The organism is Desulfobotulus pelophilus (assembly GCF_026155325.1).
Taxonomy (GTDB): domain Bacteria; phylum Desulfobacterota; class Desulfobacteria; order Desulfobacterales; family ASO4-4; genus Desulfobotulus; species Desulfobotulus pelophilus.
In genome coordinates this window covers 93,055-109,722 of record NZ_JAPFPW010000011.1, presented here as the reverse complement: position 1 = coordinate 109,722, position 16,668 = coordinate 93,055, and the positions used below count along the sequence as shown (strand labels likewise).

Annotated in this window: 11 protein-coding genes; 9 read left to right on the top strand and 2 right to left on the bottom strand. The window is 52.3% G+C overall.

Annotated features, from left to right (window positions below; all coding sequences use genetic code 11):
* Positions 1-21 precede the first annotated feature (21 nt).
* Entirely contained in the window at positions 22-2,139 is a 2,118-nt protein-coding gene (locus tag OOT00_RS10510) for a 6-phosphofructokinase (RefSeq protein WP_265425336.1), read from the bottom strand.
* Positions 2,140-2,258: 119 nt separating this feature from the next.
* Positions 2,259-3,848: a GGDEF domain-containing protein gene (locus OOT00_RS10505; RefSeq protein ID WP_265425335.1), complete on the bottom strand. Its 1,590-nt coding sequence runs from the start codon at positions 3,846-3,848 to the stop codon at positions 2,259-2,261.
* A gap of 256 nt (positions 3,849-4,104) precedes the next feature.
* Between OOT00_RS10505 and OOT00_RS10500 the strand changes: the two genes are divergently transcribed.
* The 9 genes from OOT00_RS10500 to OOT00_RS10460 all read left to right on the top strand — a co-directional run bounded on the left by OOT00_RS10500 (position 4,105) and on the right by OOT00_RS10460 (position 16,639).
* Entirely contained in the window at positions 4,105-4,836 is a 732-nt protein-coding gene (locus OOT00_RS10500; protein ID WP_265425334.1) for an amino acid ABC transporter ATP-binding protein, read from the top strand.
* A 99-nt stretch (positions 4,837-4,935) separates the two neighbouring features.
* Positions 4,936-6,039, top strand: a complete 1,104-nt coding sequence (ftsY, locus tag OOT00_RS10495) for a signal recognition particle-docking protein FtsY (protein ID WP_265425333.1) — start codon at positions 4,936-4,938, stop codon at positions 6,037-6,039.
* A 405-nt stretch (positions 6,040-6,444) separates the two neighbouring features.
* A complete protein-coding gene (locus OOT00_RS10490) occupies positions 6,445-7,641 on the top strand; it encodes a SpoIIE family protein phosphatase (RefSeq protein ID WP_265425332.1) in 1,197 nt (398 codons plus the stop codon).
* Positions 7,642-7,669: 28 nt separating this feature from the next.
* Positions 7,670-8,434 (top strand): ATP-binding protein, encoded by a 765-nt coding sequence (locus OOT00_RS10485; protein ID WP_265425331.1) that lies wholly within the window; start codon positions 7,670-7,672, stop codon positions 8,432-8,434.
* A complete protein-coding gene (locus tag OOT00_RS10480) occupies positions 8,424-11,393 on the top strand; it encodes a hybrid sensor histidine kinase/response regulator (protein WP_265425330.1) in 2,970 nt (989 codons plus the stop codon). Before OOT00_RS10485 ends, OOT00_RS10480 begins: the two co-directional genes overlap by 11 nt.
* The gene (locus tag OOT00_RS10475; RefSeq protein WP_265425329.1) at positions 11,390-11,890 is read left to right on the top strand and encodes a chemotaxis protein CheW; all 501 of its coding nucleotides are present in this window, start codon (positions 11,390-11,392) and stop codon (positions 11,888-11,890) included. Before OOT00_RS10480 ends, OOT00_RS10475 begins: the two co-directional genes overlap by 4 nt.
* A gap of 39 nt (positions 11,891-11,929) precedes the next feature.
* Complete coding sequence (locus tag OOT00_RS16470) at positions 11,930-14,398, top strand: methyl-accepting chemotaxis protein (protein ID WP_265425328.1); 2,469 nt, start codon at positions 11,930-11,932, stop codon at positions 14,396-14,398.
* Between the two features lie 271 nt (positions 14,399-14,669).
* The gene (gene cheB / locus OOT00_RS10465) at positions 14,670-15,740 is read left to right on the top strand and encodes a chemotaxis-specific protein-glutamate methyltransferase CheB (RefSeq protein ID WP_265425327.1); all 1,071 of its coding nucleotides are present in this window, start codon (positions 14,670-14,672) and stop codon (positions 15,738-15,740) included.
* The gene (locus tag OOT00_RS10460) at positions 15,740-16,639 is read left to right on the top strand and encodes a CheR family methyltransferase (protein WP_265425326.1); all 900 of its coding nucleotides are present in this window, start codon (positions 15,740-15,742) and stop codon (positions 16,637-16,639) included. Before cheB ends, OOT00_RS10460 begins: the two co-directional genes overlap by 1 nt.
* The last annotated feature ends 29 nt before the right edge of the window (positions 16,640-16,668 follow it).

Here is a 16,668-nt window from a genome sequence, read left to right as displayed (position 1 = left end):
ATGCGGCCATTTCCCGAAACATCATAAAAGGTTTTCCGATGCAGGGCTTCTGCTGGAGCCAGTATTCATGGCATTCAGCAGAAGGGTCAAGGGTTTATCCTCGGCACCTGTCATCCACACAGAATCCGGCCTGCGACAGGGATCTTCTCCCGCACGGGCAGCCAGCCACTCTGCTCCCATAGCCTTAAGAACCTGAAAAGCCGGAGACTGAACATCCACAAGCTTTTTTTCCATAACAAGGGCCATTTTTCCCTTCCGTTCCTCAAGATGCATCAGTGCGGCAAGGGGTACGCCCATGGGTTCCCATTCCGATACATCCTTTTCCAGATTACGGATCACAGCCATCTGTCCCGTGGCTCCACCGGCAATGAGGGCAAACACGGTTCTACCCAGATTATAGGTATAATTGCAGTCAAAGGGGGTGGGATCACTGCCCCTGCCATCGTAACCATAAAAATGGGGTTGCATGCGGAAATCGGGTTCCGATTTCCGATATACCTTCAGGATTGCCGGCGGTATGGCTGCCCCATCGGACAGCAACCCTTCTTTAACAAGGGCATGATTCAGGGTTTTGACTGAGATAATAGACTCTTTAAACAGAAGAGGTTCTCCCTTTCTGTCCGCATTCCGGAAAAGAACAGACGCAAAACCATCCGGATCCAGTCCTTCTCTCTCCAGAACGCCCGCATACCACTGAGGGTCAATCCCCACCTTATAAAGACCTTTTTCCTTTAGAATACTCAGGTAATCTTTGACCAGCCCCATGAGTATTTTATCCGTTTCTACCTGAGAAAACTGAAAGTTACCATGACTGTCCCGTTCAGTCAGAAGTCCTTCCTTGAAAAAATCCGGTATATCATCAAAAAAATCATGGTCCCTCTGATTCCAGACAAAAATCTGATCCCTTTCCTGGGACTCCCTTGCCATACGCCGCAAATAGTCCGTCTGAGCATCCAGATCGGAAAAAACCTCATGGAACCCCGCATCATGGGTCCGGTTATAGTCGGCAATCAGGGTGGATAATTTGATAATCAGCACCTGAATTTCATTGATGAATTCCAGCAGACCTTCGGGAATGACCAGCACACCATAATTTTTGCCCGCCGCCGCCCGCTGAACAATGGCATTACAAATCAGGCGGGAAAGGTGCCGCAGCGTCATGCCATACGCCGTATAGTCTTGTTCGCCCCTTTCCCGGGCAGCCTTCAGACGGTCATCATCCACATAATCGGCCAGCTCCTCACCAATAAGTGTAAGGGTAGGATGGGTCTGCAGGGCCACCTCCAGGGCAAGATGGCTTGCCACTCTGCCCATCACCTTGCAAATATGCCAGTATTTCACATCACTGGCTGCATCGGTACAGAGACTGGCAATGTTTCTGGAAAAGGCAAGGGCTGCCGTGTGAAAACCGAAACTGACGGCGCAGAGACTGTTCCCGGAAGCATCCTGAACCAGAATGTCTCCGTCTATGGTTTTGGGTACTCCGATTACCTGTATGCCCTCTTCCCGAAGATTTTCCGCAAGAAAGGCTGCATTGGTATTGGAATCATCTCCCCCGACAATCACCAGTGCATCAATGCCCAGAGTTTTACAGGTGCTACGGGAAAGACGCATTTTTTCTCTGGTATCCACTTTGGTCCTGCCCGTGCGGATCATGGAAAAACCACCCATATTGCGGTGCTGATCCACCATTTCCCGGGTAAGGGGCTGATACAGCCCTTCTACAATGCCTTCCGGTCCCATGAGAAAACCCAGTACTTCATTATCCGGGTTCCTTTGCATGGCGGCATCAAAAAGACCGGCTATCACATTATGCCCGCCAGGAGCCGGACCTCCGGAAAAGACAATGGCAATCCGCCGTTTTCTGCCGCACTGTTCCGAAGCTTGGGCGCCGTCATCCTCTACCACCCGCTGAACGGGATTACAGGCAATCCCCGGGAGCTGGGCAAGGGCCTCCTGATGCAGATGAAAGGTAAATTCATCGGCTGGTTCAAGGCGGGTAAGGGCGCTTTTCAGACTAAGGCAAACCGGCGGGGTATGGGCAAGACGAGCCTTGTGCTCACGGCTTTTTCCATTGATAAGAGACTGTATCTCCGGCTGATACCAATACTCCTGGTTTTCCTCAGACACCATAGACATCTTCCTTTCTCCATCCTTCCTGACCAGGGTCAGGATTCCGTACCATAAAAAGCCCTTTCTTTTGCCCCGAGGGACAAACAAAGGGCCGTTTCTCACATGTAAAAAAGCCTTCAACAAGGTCAGCTCATCACGACCCGGTTCCGTCCTGTGTTTTTTGCCTCATAAAGGGCCTTGTCCACCCGGGCAAAAAGGCTTGTATAATCTTTATCCTCTTCCCGCACGGTACTCCCGCCCACACTGATGGTGATCGGAACCTTCTCTTCTTTGTGGTAAAAGGCAATGCTCTCCACAGCAGAACGGATTTTTTCTGCTGCCTCCCTTGCGCCGTCAGGCCCCGTTTCCGGCAGCAGCACCACAAACTCTTCACCACCGAAACGTGCAAGGAAGTCACTGCCCCTCAAAAGAGGCTGCACCTTATCTATAATTGTTTTCAGACATTTGTCACCAATGGCATGCCCATAGCGATCATTCACCAGCTTAAAGCGATCAACGTCAAAAACAAGAAGAGAAAACAAACTGTTATAGCGATTGAAACGGTTCATTTCTTCCGCGGCATGACGGTCATAGGCCCTTCGGTTATAGGAACCCGTAAGAGGATCTTTCAAGAGTTCTTCTTCTAAAACACGGGATTTTTCGTTAATCCGGATCATCTCATCCCGCATCCGGAAAAGGCCTTTCTGCATCAGCTTATAGCGGCTGTCCGCCTCTTCCTTCCTTTTTTCATCTTCGGACTGCTTCCGGGTGAGCAGCTGCTGAATCACATTCAGGCGTGTCACCACCGCTTCCTTCAGCTCCGCCAGGGTTTTCGAAAAACCTGCCTTCTGATCCAGATCTTCAAGCTGCCCCGCAATGGATGCGGAAAAAACACGGTTGGACTCCACATCGGCTGTAATCTGTTCCATGAATGCGGAAAGAACCAGTTTTTCCATCTGCTCGAGACGGCCGGCAATTTCACGGATCACCGCTGCGGCCGTTTCCCTTTCATTCTGCATGACCGTGACATAGTCGGCTACAAGATCAATGATATCCCTGCGGATCAGGAGAAAATCATCCAGACTCCCGGCCTCCCTCAGGGCTTCATTGACCTTGCGGATACGTTCCGCCGATCCAGGGTCCAGATTCAAACGCAGATTATCCGTTATTTCCTGAAACGACTCCCGGAGGGTTTCAAAAAGAAACACCGTATCCGGCCGACTGTCCCGAAAAAAACGGCGGAGGATACCCTTTTTAACTCCCTTATCTTCCTCACAGGTTGCAGCCGTCCGGAAAGCCGCATCCTTCAGCTCACCAAAGGCCTTACCCAGCACTGGAATCCCGGCGTTTTCACGGACAAGCTTGCGGAAACGGTCACTGGCCGTGTCCAGTTCCGGTGAACAGGCATTCTTCTGCATTTCAGCAAACAGAAGAAGGGTTCTGCGGTAAAAACGATCCGATTCCTGCTTTCTTTCTTCCAGAATTCCGTATTCCTTCAGAAGCAGATCCTTCTGCTGACGCAAACGGTCAAATCGTTTCTGCAGATCCTTCAGGCTTTCTTCATCGGAAGGAGAGAGGGAGGCCAGGGCCTCTTCACTCAGCACCTTCTGCGCCTTCAGTGTGTCTTGCAGTCCTTCGGAGCTAAGGGATATCTTTTTTTCCGCCATTTCCCGGAGTGCGGCAATACAGGCCTTTGAAATCAATCCCAGAAAGGCATTATATTCTTGATTTTCCATAGATTCTTCTTCTGCATTCCATGGGTGCATGAAAAAAACTGGGATAATATACGTTTACAATTCATATTTATTATCCCAGCTGAAGAAAAATTACCATGAAAAACAGGATGCAAACAGGATGCGGTACAGGATAAAAAGTTCTCTTCTCCTCCAGCCTCTTATCTGCTACCTTGACACAGTTTGAGAAGAGCTCCATGCGGCGGGCCGAAAAACAGCCACAGCCTTCAACCGATACCGATAAAAAGCATAGGCAACCATGATTTCCGTTAAAAATATTTATAAAACATTCCATGTCCCCCACAAGGTTTACGCACTGAAGGATGTCTCCTGCGAAATTGCCGCTGGCGAAGTGGTTGTGGTGATAGGACCTTCGGGCAGCGGGAAAAGTACCTTTCTCCGCTGCCTGAATCAACTGGAAAAAGCCGACAGCGGTCATATCATGATCGATGGCATTGACATCCTTGATCCTTCAACCAATATTAATAAAGTCCGTGAAGAGGTGGGCATGGTATTCCAGAGCTTCAACCTCTTTCCCCACAAAACGGTCATGCAGAACATCCGGCTTGCTCAGGAAGTTGTCCGTCGACGCCCTGCCGAGGAATCCACAGAAAAAACCTATACACTTCTCGACAAGGTGGGGATCCGGGACAAAGCCAATGTGCACCCGGAGCAGCTGTCCGGGGGGCAGCAGCAGCGCGTGGCCATTGCCAGAGCCCTTGCCATGGACCCGAAGGTCATGCTCTTTGACGAGCCCACCTCCGCACTGGATCCGGAAATGGTAGGCGAAGTTCTGGACGTAATGAAAACCCTTGCCAGAGAAGGAATGACCATGGTGGTGGTCACCCATGAAATGGGCTTTGCCAGAGAAGTGGCAGACCGGGTTATCTTTATGGATCATGGAGAAATTCTTGAAGTGGGAACCCCGGAGCACTTCTTTAAAAACACCCGGAATGAAAGAGCAAGGCTTTTTCTCAGCCAGATTCTCTAAGCCGTAACTTCCTGATAACCAGAGACTACCCTTCACCTCCGTTACACATGACCACTGCAGAGGCTGTACAGGCTGCGGAGCAGGATGAGGAACAACCGGATGAGTTTTTCATTATTTGGTAAAAAATCTTCCAAAAAAAATACGGTAAACCATGAAAATGGTCCGAAAAGCAGTACCCTAAAGAAACATGAGCCACCGGCCCATGATAGGGACCCTTCCCTCCCCGTCTCCCCGGACTCTGCAGTCGGAAAAAGTCCATCACAAGAGCAGGAAAATCTGCAACCGGAAGCCACCGGAGGTCTTTTCAAAAAACTCAAACAGGGCCTCTCCAAAACCCGGGAATTTCTGACAACGGATGTGGATGATCTGCTGCTTGGCCGCAAACTCGATGAAAACCTGCTGGAAGATCTGGAAGAAAAACTGATCACAGCCGATATCGGCGTCACAACGGCCATGGACATCGTAGAACGTATCCGTGTTATTCGCGGCCGGATCCATTCCAGTGAAGACCTGAAAGCCCGCATCCGGGAAGAAATTCTCAAAGAAGTTCCGACGGGCCCTGCGGAAGAGCAACCATACATCCTTTCGGAAATCACCCCACGGGTTATCCTTGTTGTCGGAGTCAACGGTGCAGGCAAAACCACAACCATCGGCAAGCTGGCCGCACGTTATGGGCAGGAAGGGAAAAAGGTTGTTCTGGCCGCCGGTGATACATTCAGAGCAGCCGCCAGTGAGCAGCTGGAGCTCTGGGCCAGACGCAGTGGTGCCACGCTCATCCGCCATAAAGACAGATCCGATCCTGCCGCTGTGGCCTATGATGCTCTGGATGCCTCCATAGCCCGTAACGCCGATGTGCTCATTGTGGATACGGCAGGCCGTCTTCACAATAAAGTGAATCTCATGGAGGAGCTGAAAAAAATCCACCGGACCCTCGATAAACGCATGCCGGGTGCTCCCCACGAAACCCTTCTGGTTCTGGATGCAACCACCGGGCAGAATGCCCTGCGGCAAGCGGAGCTGTTCCATGAGGCCATCGGGCTGACCGGTCTTGTGCTGACCAAGCTGGACGGTACGGCCAGAGGCGGAATTGTCATTGCCATCCAGAAACACCTCGGACTCCCGGTCCGCTATGTGGGTGTGGGGGAAGGGGTTGAAGACCTGCAGCCCTTTGATATGCAGACCTTTGTACAGGCCATGGTGTAACGTTCCTGTTCCCGTCCATTCTTTCATACCTGCCCCATTCTGCTGCATGGGTGCAGGTATTTTTTTGTTCACCCTGCCATGGCCCAGTTCCGCGGAACCCTTCTTCCTTCGGACAGACCGGCCTGATGCACGGAGACCGTCAACCGGAATGGAGTCCTCCGTCTCCACATCCGGTGCTTTTCCGGTCTGACCAGAACCCCCATCTCCTGCCAACCCCGGCGCTGATCCCATAAACCCACCCTCTTTGTAATCTTTTGCGACACTGTAACAGATTGCTACAGTCCGGCATTGTGAAATCGTTGCAATCTGCGACACCCATGCATCTGTTACAAACGGCCCTCCGCAGTATGGGGCCACTCTATGAGGCACACAACTTGCTACAGGTATCCGCAAAGGAGACCGATCATGGGAGCCCATATTCTGATCGCTGAAGATGAAAATCATACAAGGCTGGGACTTTCTCTCATCCTCCGCAAGGCAGGCTACAAAGTTTCCCTTGCCGAAGACGGCCTTGCAGCCCTGGCCATTCTCCGAAAAACCCGCCGTGGAGAAATGGACATTGATCTTTTCCTGACGGATGTGCAGATGCCGGGACTTACGGGACTTGAACTGCTGGAAGCCATGAAAAGGGAGGATATCTTCATTCCGGTTGTGGCCATTACCGGATACGGAGACAAAGATATGGTAGTCAGCCTCATGCGCAGGGGATGTCGGGATTACCTTGATAAACCATTCACTCCCGATGAGGTGCAGACCTGTATCGCCTCCATCCTTGAGCGCCACAGATCAGACCGGGCAACCCGCTTATCCGACGGACTGCGGGAACGGGATATGGACAGGTTACGGATGGACCTTGCTTCCCGCCGCAAACAGATAGAGGACGCCCGGAAAGCCCATGCATCCCTGACCCGGCAACCCACATGCTGTACCGCACTCATCCTTCGCCATATGCAGCATGCCTATGCGGAAGCAGGAGGAGACTTCCTGAGTTTCCGCGAGGATACGGAAGGATGGGATGTGCTGATAGCCGATGTGGCGGGTCATGATATGGGCGCTTCTTACCATACCATTCTGCTCAAGGCCTTTTTTGATGAGCACCCTGAACGAAACGGAACTACCTTTTTTCATGCCCTGAATACCCACCTTACCTCTTCCGGTAACGATCGCATGATCACAGGGCTGTTTCTTCGTATGAGCCTCCCGGCCATGCGCCTTGAAGTCTGCAATGCCGCCCATCCATCCCCCATCCTCATGGAAGGAAAAACAGGAAGAATTTTACCCCTGAGGGCAGCAGGAGACAGCATCGGCCTATGGCCGGATGCCGTGTTTCATCCAAAAAATTATCCCGTGGCTCCCGGGGACCGCATTCTTCTGTTTACGGACGGTATTATACAGGCAAAACGGGTGGATGGTCCCACGGGGAAAAAGGAGAATCTTGGCGAACAAGGCATCCTTTTTCTGGCTGAAAAACACAGGGACAAAACCCTGGACGACTTTCTTTCAGCCCTCTGGAAAGACATCATGGCTTTCTGCCGCAATAAACCAGCAGATGACATGCTGCTGGCCGTGGTGGACATTCCGGGCAGCTCCAGAAGTACGTAGCATAAAAACCATTCAGAAAGGGTGCATTATGTTTGCCATCCAGGAAAAAGACGGGGTTCTGCATTTTTCCATGGGCTCGGATATGGGGCTTGTGGATCGCCTTGTGGGCCTTGCCAAGGAATTTATGGGCCGTCTTGGAACCACTCGGTTCTCGGAAATCATCATTGTCCTCAGAGAACTTCTGATCAATGCGGTTGAACATGGCAATGCAGGAGACAGGGCTCTTCTGGTGAAAGGCTCTATTGAAGCACTGGGCAAAGACAGGTTCTGTATCCGTATAGAAGATGAGGGCCCCGGTGTGGATCCACAAGCTCTCTCCTTTACCATGCCCGAAGACCCTTCCCAGGACCGCAGCCGGGGCTTTGCCCTGATTCATGCCTTTTCCGACGAAATCCGTTTCACACGCCTGCCCGGATCCGTTACGGCCTGGGTTTCCGTACCCCGAAAGGAAGACTGCTCCTGGCACATGGATGGTCAGTGGGCAGAAATCCATCCCGGTGGAGATATCACCGCGGCTACCGCAGATGGTCTCAGACGTCTCATGCTTACCATCCTCGATCAGGGCATCTCTTCCTTCCGGCTGAATCTTTCCCAGACTTCCGACATAGACTCCATAGGGCTCAGCCTCCTGGTAGGATTTGCCCGGATTCTGGGCGAGAACAAGCGTCATGGTGAACTGGTCATCACCCGTGCCAGCGAAAGTCTTGTCACCCTTTTCCGCATGACAAGACTGGATCGCATGTACACCATTATCCGAAATCCTGAATCCGAGGAAGACACCCATGCTCAATGACAAGGCAATTCTGGATGAGTTTGTCAATGAGGCCCGGGAGCACCTGACCAGGGCCGAAAAAGACATACTCGGGCTGGAAGGCGCCGATACGGAAGCATCCCGAACCATTGTGGACGGTCTTTTCAGGGCTGTTCATTCCATCAAGGGGAGTGCTGGCTTCCTTGGGCTCACCTCCATAGGATCCCTCACCCACGCCATGGAAGCCCTGCTTTCCATGGTCCGTTCCGGAGAAATGAATGCGGATAGTCCCCTTATTGACGGTCTTCTGTCCGGAACCGACTATGTCCAGACCTTGCTGGATGATGTTGAAAACAGTAATGATATGGATATCAGCAGCATGCAGCATCGCCTGGATGCCCTCCTTGAAGAACGCCTGCCCGACAAAGCCCGTAAAGACCGCCAAACTCCGGCCCAACTGTGTGCCTGCAACAATCCGCTGCCCTTTACCGTTTCTGCCTACACCCTTCATCGCATCGACAAGGCCAGAGAGCTTTACCTCTTGCACTATGATCTTGCGGTAATGGAACAAGCCGGCAAACGCCCCATGGCAATCATCGCAGACCTCTTGTCCGCCGGTGAAATTGTGGAGGCCGAGCTCTCCTTCGGTTCCTTTGATATCCGTCAGGGATTGCCCACCGGCCCCCTTACCTATCAGGTACTGTATGCCACCATTCTGGAAATGGACCTGATCCCTTCCGTAAGCGGGCTGGGTGCAGAGCATATCCTTCCCGTATCCCGTGAAGGTGTCTGTATGGACTCTGCCGTCATCACGGCTGAAATGCCTTCTCATTCCGTGGTTTCAAGCTCCTCTTCTGCTCCAGACCAAACCATACCAGCCCCACCGCCACAGGAAGAAAAAACCGGCAGCACAAAAGAACAGACTGCGGATAAAACCGGCAGCATCCGGATCCGTCTGGACATTCTGGATCAGCTGATGACCCTTGCAGGAGAGCTGGTTCTTGTCCGTAACCAGCATCTTCTGGAATCAGAGCATGCTTCCGGCTCGCACAACCTCGCCCAGCGTCTGGATGGTGTAACTACGGAACTGCAGCAGACCATCATGCGTACCCGTATGCAGCCCATTGGCAATATTTTTGCCAAGCTGCCCCGTATGGTGAGGGACCTTTCTCATAAACTGGGAAAAGACATTGTGCTGGAGATGGAAGGTCAGGATGTGGAACTGGACAAAAGCATACTGGAAGCCCTGGCCGATCCCCTGACCCATCTTATCCGCAATGCCTGTGATCATGGCATCGAATCACCGCAGCAGCGCGTGATCGCAGGCAAACCGGAAACCGGCCATATCCACGTTGCAGCCAGACATGAAGCAGGCCAGATCGCCCTTGTCCTCAGTGATGACGGGCAGGGCATGGATACGAACAAAATCCGTAAAAAAGCTCTGGAATCCGGACTGAAAAAAGAATCCGAACTTTCCCGTATGTCGGAACAAGATATCTGCCAGCTCACTCTTCTTTCCGGTTTTTCCACGGCAGATCAGGTCTCAGAGGTCTCCGGCAGAGGGGTCGGCATGGATGTGGTCAAAACATCCATCGAAACGTTGGGCGGCTCTCTCCAGCTTTCTTCCATCCGGGGTCAGGGGAGTCGCTTCCACATATCCCTGCCCCTGACCCTTGCCATTATTCCCTGCCTTACGGTTCGTGCAGGGAAAGATCGTTTTGCCATTCCTCAGGTGAACCTCGAAGAACTGGTCTGCCTCTATGACCGTGAAATAAGCGAGCGGATTTCCTGCGTGGGAACCCACGAGGTCTGTCGACTCAGGGAAACCCTTCTGCCCATGGTTCGCCTGAAAGAGGTGCTGAAACGTCCGGTTCCCTTTACGGAAACCATACAGACTGCCATCGCCCGTACTCCGAGAAACGGCGAGAGCAAGAATCTCACCTTTGCCGTTGTCAAAGTGGGCAATCATCGTTTCGGTCTTGAGGTCGATGAAGTGATCGGAACCGAAGAAATTGTGGTCAAACCCATGCATCCGGCCCTGAAAACCATTGCCATCTATTCCGGGGCCACCATCATGGGTGACGGGCAGGTGGCTCTCATACTGGATATAGAAGGCATTGCCAGACATACGGGTGTACCCCTTGCCGCCCGCGCAGAAAACACCCACGCCACCACAACAACTCAACCCGTTCTTCTCACCGCAGCCGGTCCCCACGAGCAGTTCGCCATGGCCCTTCAGCTGGTAAGACGGGTTGAAAAAATATCCATCCATCATATTGAGCGGATTGGAGACAAAGAATTTATCACCCTTGACAATGTTCCCACCCGCATTGTCAGGCTGGAACACATTCTGCCCGTATCCCCCTGTCCAGAGAGCGAAACCTTCCATCTGCTTCTTCCTAAATTTTCCGAAAAGCCCTATGGGATTCTCTTTTCCGAAATACGAGATATTGTTGATATACCACTGGATCTTGCAACCAAAAGTATCCCCGGAAAAGGCATTCTCGGTGCTGCTGTGGTTCAGGAAAAACTCTCCCTTTTTCTGGACCCCTTTCAGATTATTGAAAGTGCGGAGCCGGGCTGGTTTGGCGAAAAAACAGAACAGCCAAAACAAAGTCATATCCTTCTTGCCGAAGATACGGTTTTTTTCACCCAGCTTGTGCGGAATTACCTTGAGTCAGATGGATGCAGGGTGACAACGGCATCCAATGGCAGAGAGGCATGGCAACTGCTCCGCGAACAATCCTTTGACCTTCTGGTAAGCGACCTTGAAATGCCTGAAATGGATGGATGGCAGCTGATACGGGAAGTCCGTAAGGACCCTTCATGCCGCCATATAAAAGCCATCGCGCTCACGGCACTGGCCACGGAAACGGACCGGAACCGTACTCTTGCAGCGGGCTTTGATGCCTTTGAGGTGAAAATAGACAGGGAAAACCTGCGGAACAGCATCCGTATCCTGCTGCATGGGAACAAAAATCCGCAAAGGAAAAGCGCATGATGATCACCAGCCATAACCGCCAGATCTGTACCTTTTTCATTGGAGAGGAAACCTACGGTTTCGATATATTCGATATCAAGGAAGTGCACACGCGAAACCACTTTACACCGGTTCATCATGCCCCTCCATCCGTACGTGGCTACGTAAACATACGGGGACAGATTCATCTGATCATAGATCTTAGAGTTCTTTTGGGCCATCCGCCTGCTCCTGCCAGAGAGCATACCCGGATTCTGCTCTTCAAGCCCCATGCAGGGGAATCCTTTGGCGTTCTTGTAGATCGCATCGGTGATGTGTTCCCTGCGCCGGAAAACATGATAGCCCCCATGGATGACCGCAGAAAAGAAAACGGTAATGGCATTCTCAGGCAGCTGGCCAGAGGAATTCTGAAAAAGGAGAATGGACTTGTCACCCTGCTTTCCGCATCGACCATACTGAAGCAGGCTGGTGACCTCTCTGCTCCAGTTCTTACCGAAATGAAACAGGCATCTTTCTGAAACTGTTTGAAAGTATCAAAATACGAAGGAGTGTGCAGCGTGAAATTCAAGGATTTTGGAATTGCAAAAAAACTTGGCTTTGGCTTTGGCCTTGTCTGCCTGATACTTCTCCTGCTGGGTGGAGCCAGCATGCGAGGCATGAATACCATTGGCAATGACATGGTCCATACCACGGAGTATACCCTTCCCGTGACCAACCGGGTTGCAGATCTGGAACATGCATCGCAGTCAGCCATCATGGCCATGCAGAATTTTATCATGAACGGGCAGGATAACGACCTTGCCGAAGGCCGCCGCCAGCTGGCTCTGGCTCTGGAACATCTGGATTCTCTTACCTCCCTGCACCGGGAATATGCTGGCAGTAACAGTGATGCCAATCAAAAAGGAAGGGAAGTTATCGATCTTTTCTCACGCAGCATGGACTTGAGCGAAAGACAGATACACGAAAACATCCGGAACCAGACTCGCTTTGATGTATCAGGCCAGGAAGTTACGAATGCCTTTCATGCACTGACCGCCCATTATGAAACACTTCAGGAAGAAGCCCAGGCCGCTCTGGAAATGGCCAATGAACTGAAACACCGGATGGGGATGATGCGTCTTCACCTTACGGCCTCTGCCCTTTTTGACAGCGAAGACAGTTTCCGGTCCATGGAAAGGGAACATGCCCTCATGCAAACCCTTGCCAAGGGCCTGAAAGAAAAGGAGGCAAACTCTGAACTGATCAGAAAGCTGGACGAAATGATTCAGGTGCTGGTTCGCTACCGGGAAACGGGAGATGCCTGGCTGGCTGCCTTTCGCAGCAATCCGGCAGAAGCCCGCCGTGGCCGCCTTGCCCGTGAACTTCAGGAACAGGGCAACGTCATTACGGCCCTCGTGGAAGCTTTTCTTGAAGCGAAAAACCGGGATGTTACCAGAATTTTTCAGGAAAGCCGTTTCGTTAGTACGCTGACGCAGGATATGGCACAGATGCGGGTTCTTGAAAAAACCTATATTCTGGACCGCAACGAAGAAAACCGTAACCAGTGGCTGGCATATTACGCAACACTCAGCCAGAACCTGGAAACATCCCGCCATCAGACAACGGCATCCCGGAACCTTGACCTTTTAACGGAAGTAAGCCGACATCTGCAGCAATACCGCCAGCATGCAACGGCATGGGTCAATAACCGCCTCATTCTTGAAAACGAAACCCTCCCAGAGCTGGAAAACCGCGGAGCCCTTCTTCTGCAGCTTGCCAGCCAGGCTTCTGACAGTGCCTGGCAGCAGTTTTATGTGGCGGCAGAGAATACCAAGCGCATTGTCAGGCGGGCTTTATGGGGTATTTCCCTCATTTCCCTTCTGGGCCTTGGCTTTGCCCTTGCCTCCGGCTACAGTATTGCAAGGGGAATCAGCAGGCCCATACAGACTCTGGTTGCAACGGCCGAGGGCCTTGCCACGGGTGATATGACGGGCAGAAGCCGGTTGGACCAGAAGGATGAAATCGGCAAACTTGCCAAGGCCATTGACCGGTCCATGGATCAGCTTTCCGGTGTTATCCGTCAGGTCAAAGGCGGCGCCGATACCCTTGCCGGTGCTTCCGAAGAACTTTCCACCGTTTCCCGTCAGCTGGCATCCGGATCGGAGGAAGTAACGGCCCAGGCCAGTAATGTTGCCAGTGCTACGGAACAGATGAGCACCAATATCAGTACTATGGCCTCCGCTACGGAAGAAATGAGCGTGAATATACAGGGCATTTCCAGCACGGCGGAACAGATGAGCACCAACATGAAAGCCGTCACACTTTCCATGGATGAATCCAGTGAAGGTATCCGCAGAATTGCAGAGAATGCGGATACCAACACAGCCATTGCCACAAAAGCCATCCGTCTTGCGGGTTCGGCTACGGCAACCATGAACCTGCTGGGCAATGCGGCCAAGGAAATTGGAGATGTCACGGAAGTAATCAAACGTATTGCCGAGCAGACCAACCTTTTGGCCCTCAATGCCACCATTGAGGCTGCCAGTGCCGGTGAAGCAGGACGAGGATTTGCCGTTGTTGCCAGTGAAATCAAAGCCCTTGCCAGCCAGAGTGCCCACGCCGCCGAAAACATTGCCGCTAAAATCCGGGGTGTTCAGGAAACAACAGGAGAAGCGGTCAAAGGCATTGCCGATGTTTCCGGCATCATCACGGACATATCCAACCGGACCAATGAAACCACGGAAGCCGTCAAGGCCCAGACACGCATTGCGGAAACCATATCCAGCAACATAGCCGAAGCCACGTCCGGTATCCAGCACATTGCAACGGGCATAGCCGAAGTTGCCCAGGGAGCCAATGACATGAGCCGCAATGCCGGAGAAGCGGCCCAGGCTGCCAGAGACATAGCCGCCAACATTCAGGGCGTCAGTGCGGCGGCCCAGCAGTCCAGCGCGGCGGCCAGTCAGGTAAACAGTTCTGCCGTTGATCTGAGCCGTCTGGCCGGAGATCTCCGCCACCATATGGCTGCCTTCAAAACCGAATCCTGATGACAATCCCTCCCGGATATTACGCCGGGAGGGATCATAACAGCAAATGCTCCCATGGGATATGGATTACTCCTTGCATCCAGTTGCAAAAGACGTCATATTTACGGTTGATCCCTTTGGATTGACAACCGCTGCTCCATGGCTTTTTTCCTAAACATCCCATCCCTTTCCTCTCTGACCCCGAGGATCAGGGCAAAATGCGGCCGGTCCCGGTCCGGCTGCATGGTTCAGGCCATTCCGTTTTTCCTGCCTGATCATTTGGAGTGCTTCCATGGTTTCCCCCATCACCGTGCTCATTGTGGATGATTCCAGAATTTTCCGGAATGCACTGGCCCTGAGCCTTGCACAGGAAAAAGACATCCAGGTTGTCGGATCCGTACGAAACGGCAAAAAAGCCCTTGAATTTCTGGAAAAAGAAAAGGTTGATATCATCACCCTCGATCTGGACATGCCGGACATGGACGGCATTGCCACCCTGAAAGCCATCCAGGAATCGGGCGGCGGAAAAAATCCATCCATGGGTGTGCTGGTCATCAGCGGTCATGCGGGCAGTGCGGAAGATCTGAGACGGGAAAGTCTTGCCTACGGGGCCTTTGCCTATATCCCCAAACCTGTTGCGGCTACAGGTGAACTGCCACTGGATCGTCTTCGCAACGCCGTGGCCCCAAGAATCCGCTCTTATATGAAACAGGGAAGGCCCAGACCCTTACCGCCTGCAACCCAACCCTGTCCGCCACCATGCGGGCCCCGGGCCGGTCTGACAGAAGTCATTCTCATAGCCGTTTCCACAGGAGGACCCAAAGCCCTCCATTTTCTCCTTCCCCGTCTCTGCCGGGCCTGCAATCTCCCTGTTCTTGTGGTACAGCACATGCCACCGGATTTCACCCTGTCCCTTGCGGAAAGCCTTGCCCTTCAGTGCAGCCATCAGGTGATGGAAGCCACCGACGATATGGATGTGCTTCCCCGTACCGTTTATATTGCACCGGGAGGCCGTCACATGCTGGTCCGGAAATCAGGAACCCGTATCCGCATCGTCCTCAATGATGGCCCTCCGGAAAAAGGCTGTAAACCTTCTGCCAATATTCTTTTCCGCTCAGCCGCCCCTGTGTGGCAGGACAGAATTCTGGCCCTTGTTCTGACGGGCATGGGACAGGACGGCACTCAGGGTGCTGCCAGCCTGAAACGCTCCGGGGCTACAATTTTTGCTCAGGACGAATCCAGCAGTGTGGTGTGGGGCATGCCCGGAAGCATTGTGTCGGCGGGTCTGTCTGACGCCATTTTTCCCCTGGACACCATGGCAGATGCCGTTCACCAGTATCTCACATCCTGCTCCGGAGCCTGATGACCATGGAACTCTCCCAGAATGCATTTGAACAACTGCGCGGCTGGATCCATGAAGCCTGCGGCATTTACCTTCAGACAGGTAAAGAGTATCTTGTCCAGCAACGCTTGGGAAGCCTCGTTATCAGTGAAGGCTGCCGTGATTTCAACGCTTTTTTTCAAAAACTGAGGCATAGCCGGGATGAAGCGCTGAAAAGCAGGGTCATAGCGGCCATCACCACCAATGAGACCTATTTTTTTCGGGACCAGCACCCCTTTGATACCTTCATGAACCACATTCTGCCCAGAATGGCGCTCAAAATCAGAAGGAAAAAAGCACTGCACCCCCGCCCTGTCATCCGGATATGGAGTGCGGGAGCTTCCACCGGTCAGGAAGCCTACAGCCTTTCCATGCTCATCCATGAATATTGCAGCATAAGCGGTAACCATGATATTTCACCCTTGAATTTCGAAATTCTGGGAACGGATATTTCAGGACCAGCCCTGATGAAAGCCCAAAAAGCTGTTTATTCCGATCTGGAAATCAGCAGGGGACTTTCTCCACAGCGCCGGGACCGCTACTTTACCAAAACAGGAGAAAATCAGTGGCTGCTCCTGGAAACCATTCGAAAATCCGTTCGTTTTCAGGATCTTAATTTTATTCAATCCTTTCCCAGCCTTGGTTTTTTTGACCTCATTTTATGCCGTAATGTACTGATCTATTTTGATGAATCTACGAAGCGGCAAATTTTTGAACGCTTTGAAGCCGTCCTCGAGCCCGACGGCTATCTCCTTCTTGGGGGCAGCGAAAACATCTATGGGATAAGCACGGCTTTCCGGAGTAAAAAGGAAGGCATGACTCTTATTTATGAAAAAAATAATCCTGTTCAGGAAATGCGCCCAGCTGTCTTTGTCCCCTGACCTGAAAGCACCCCGTCTCTGCGGCCAGG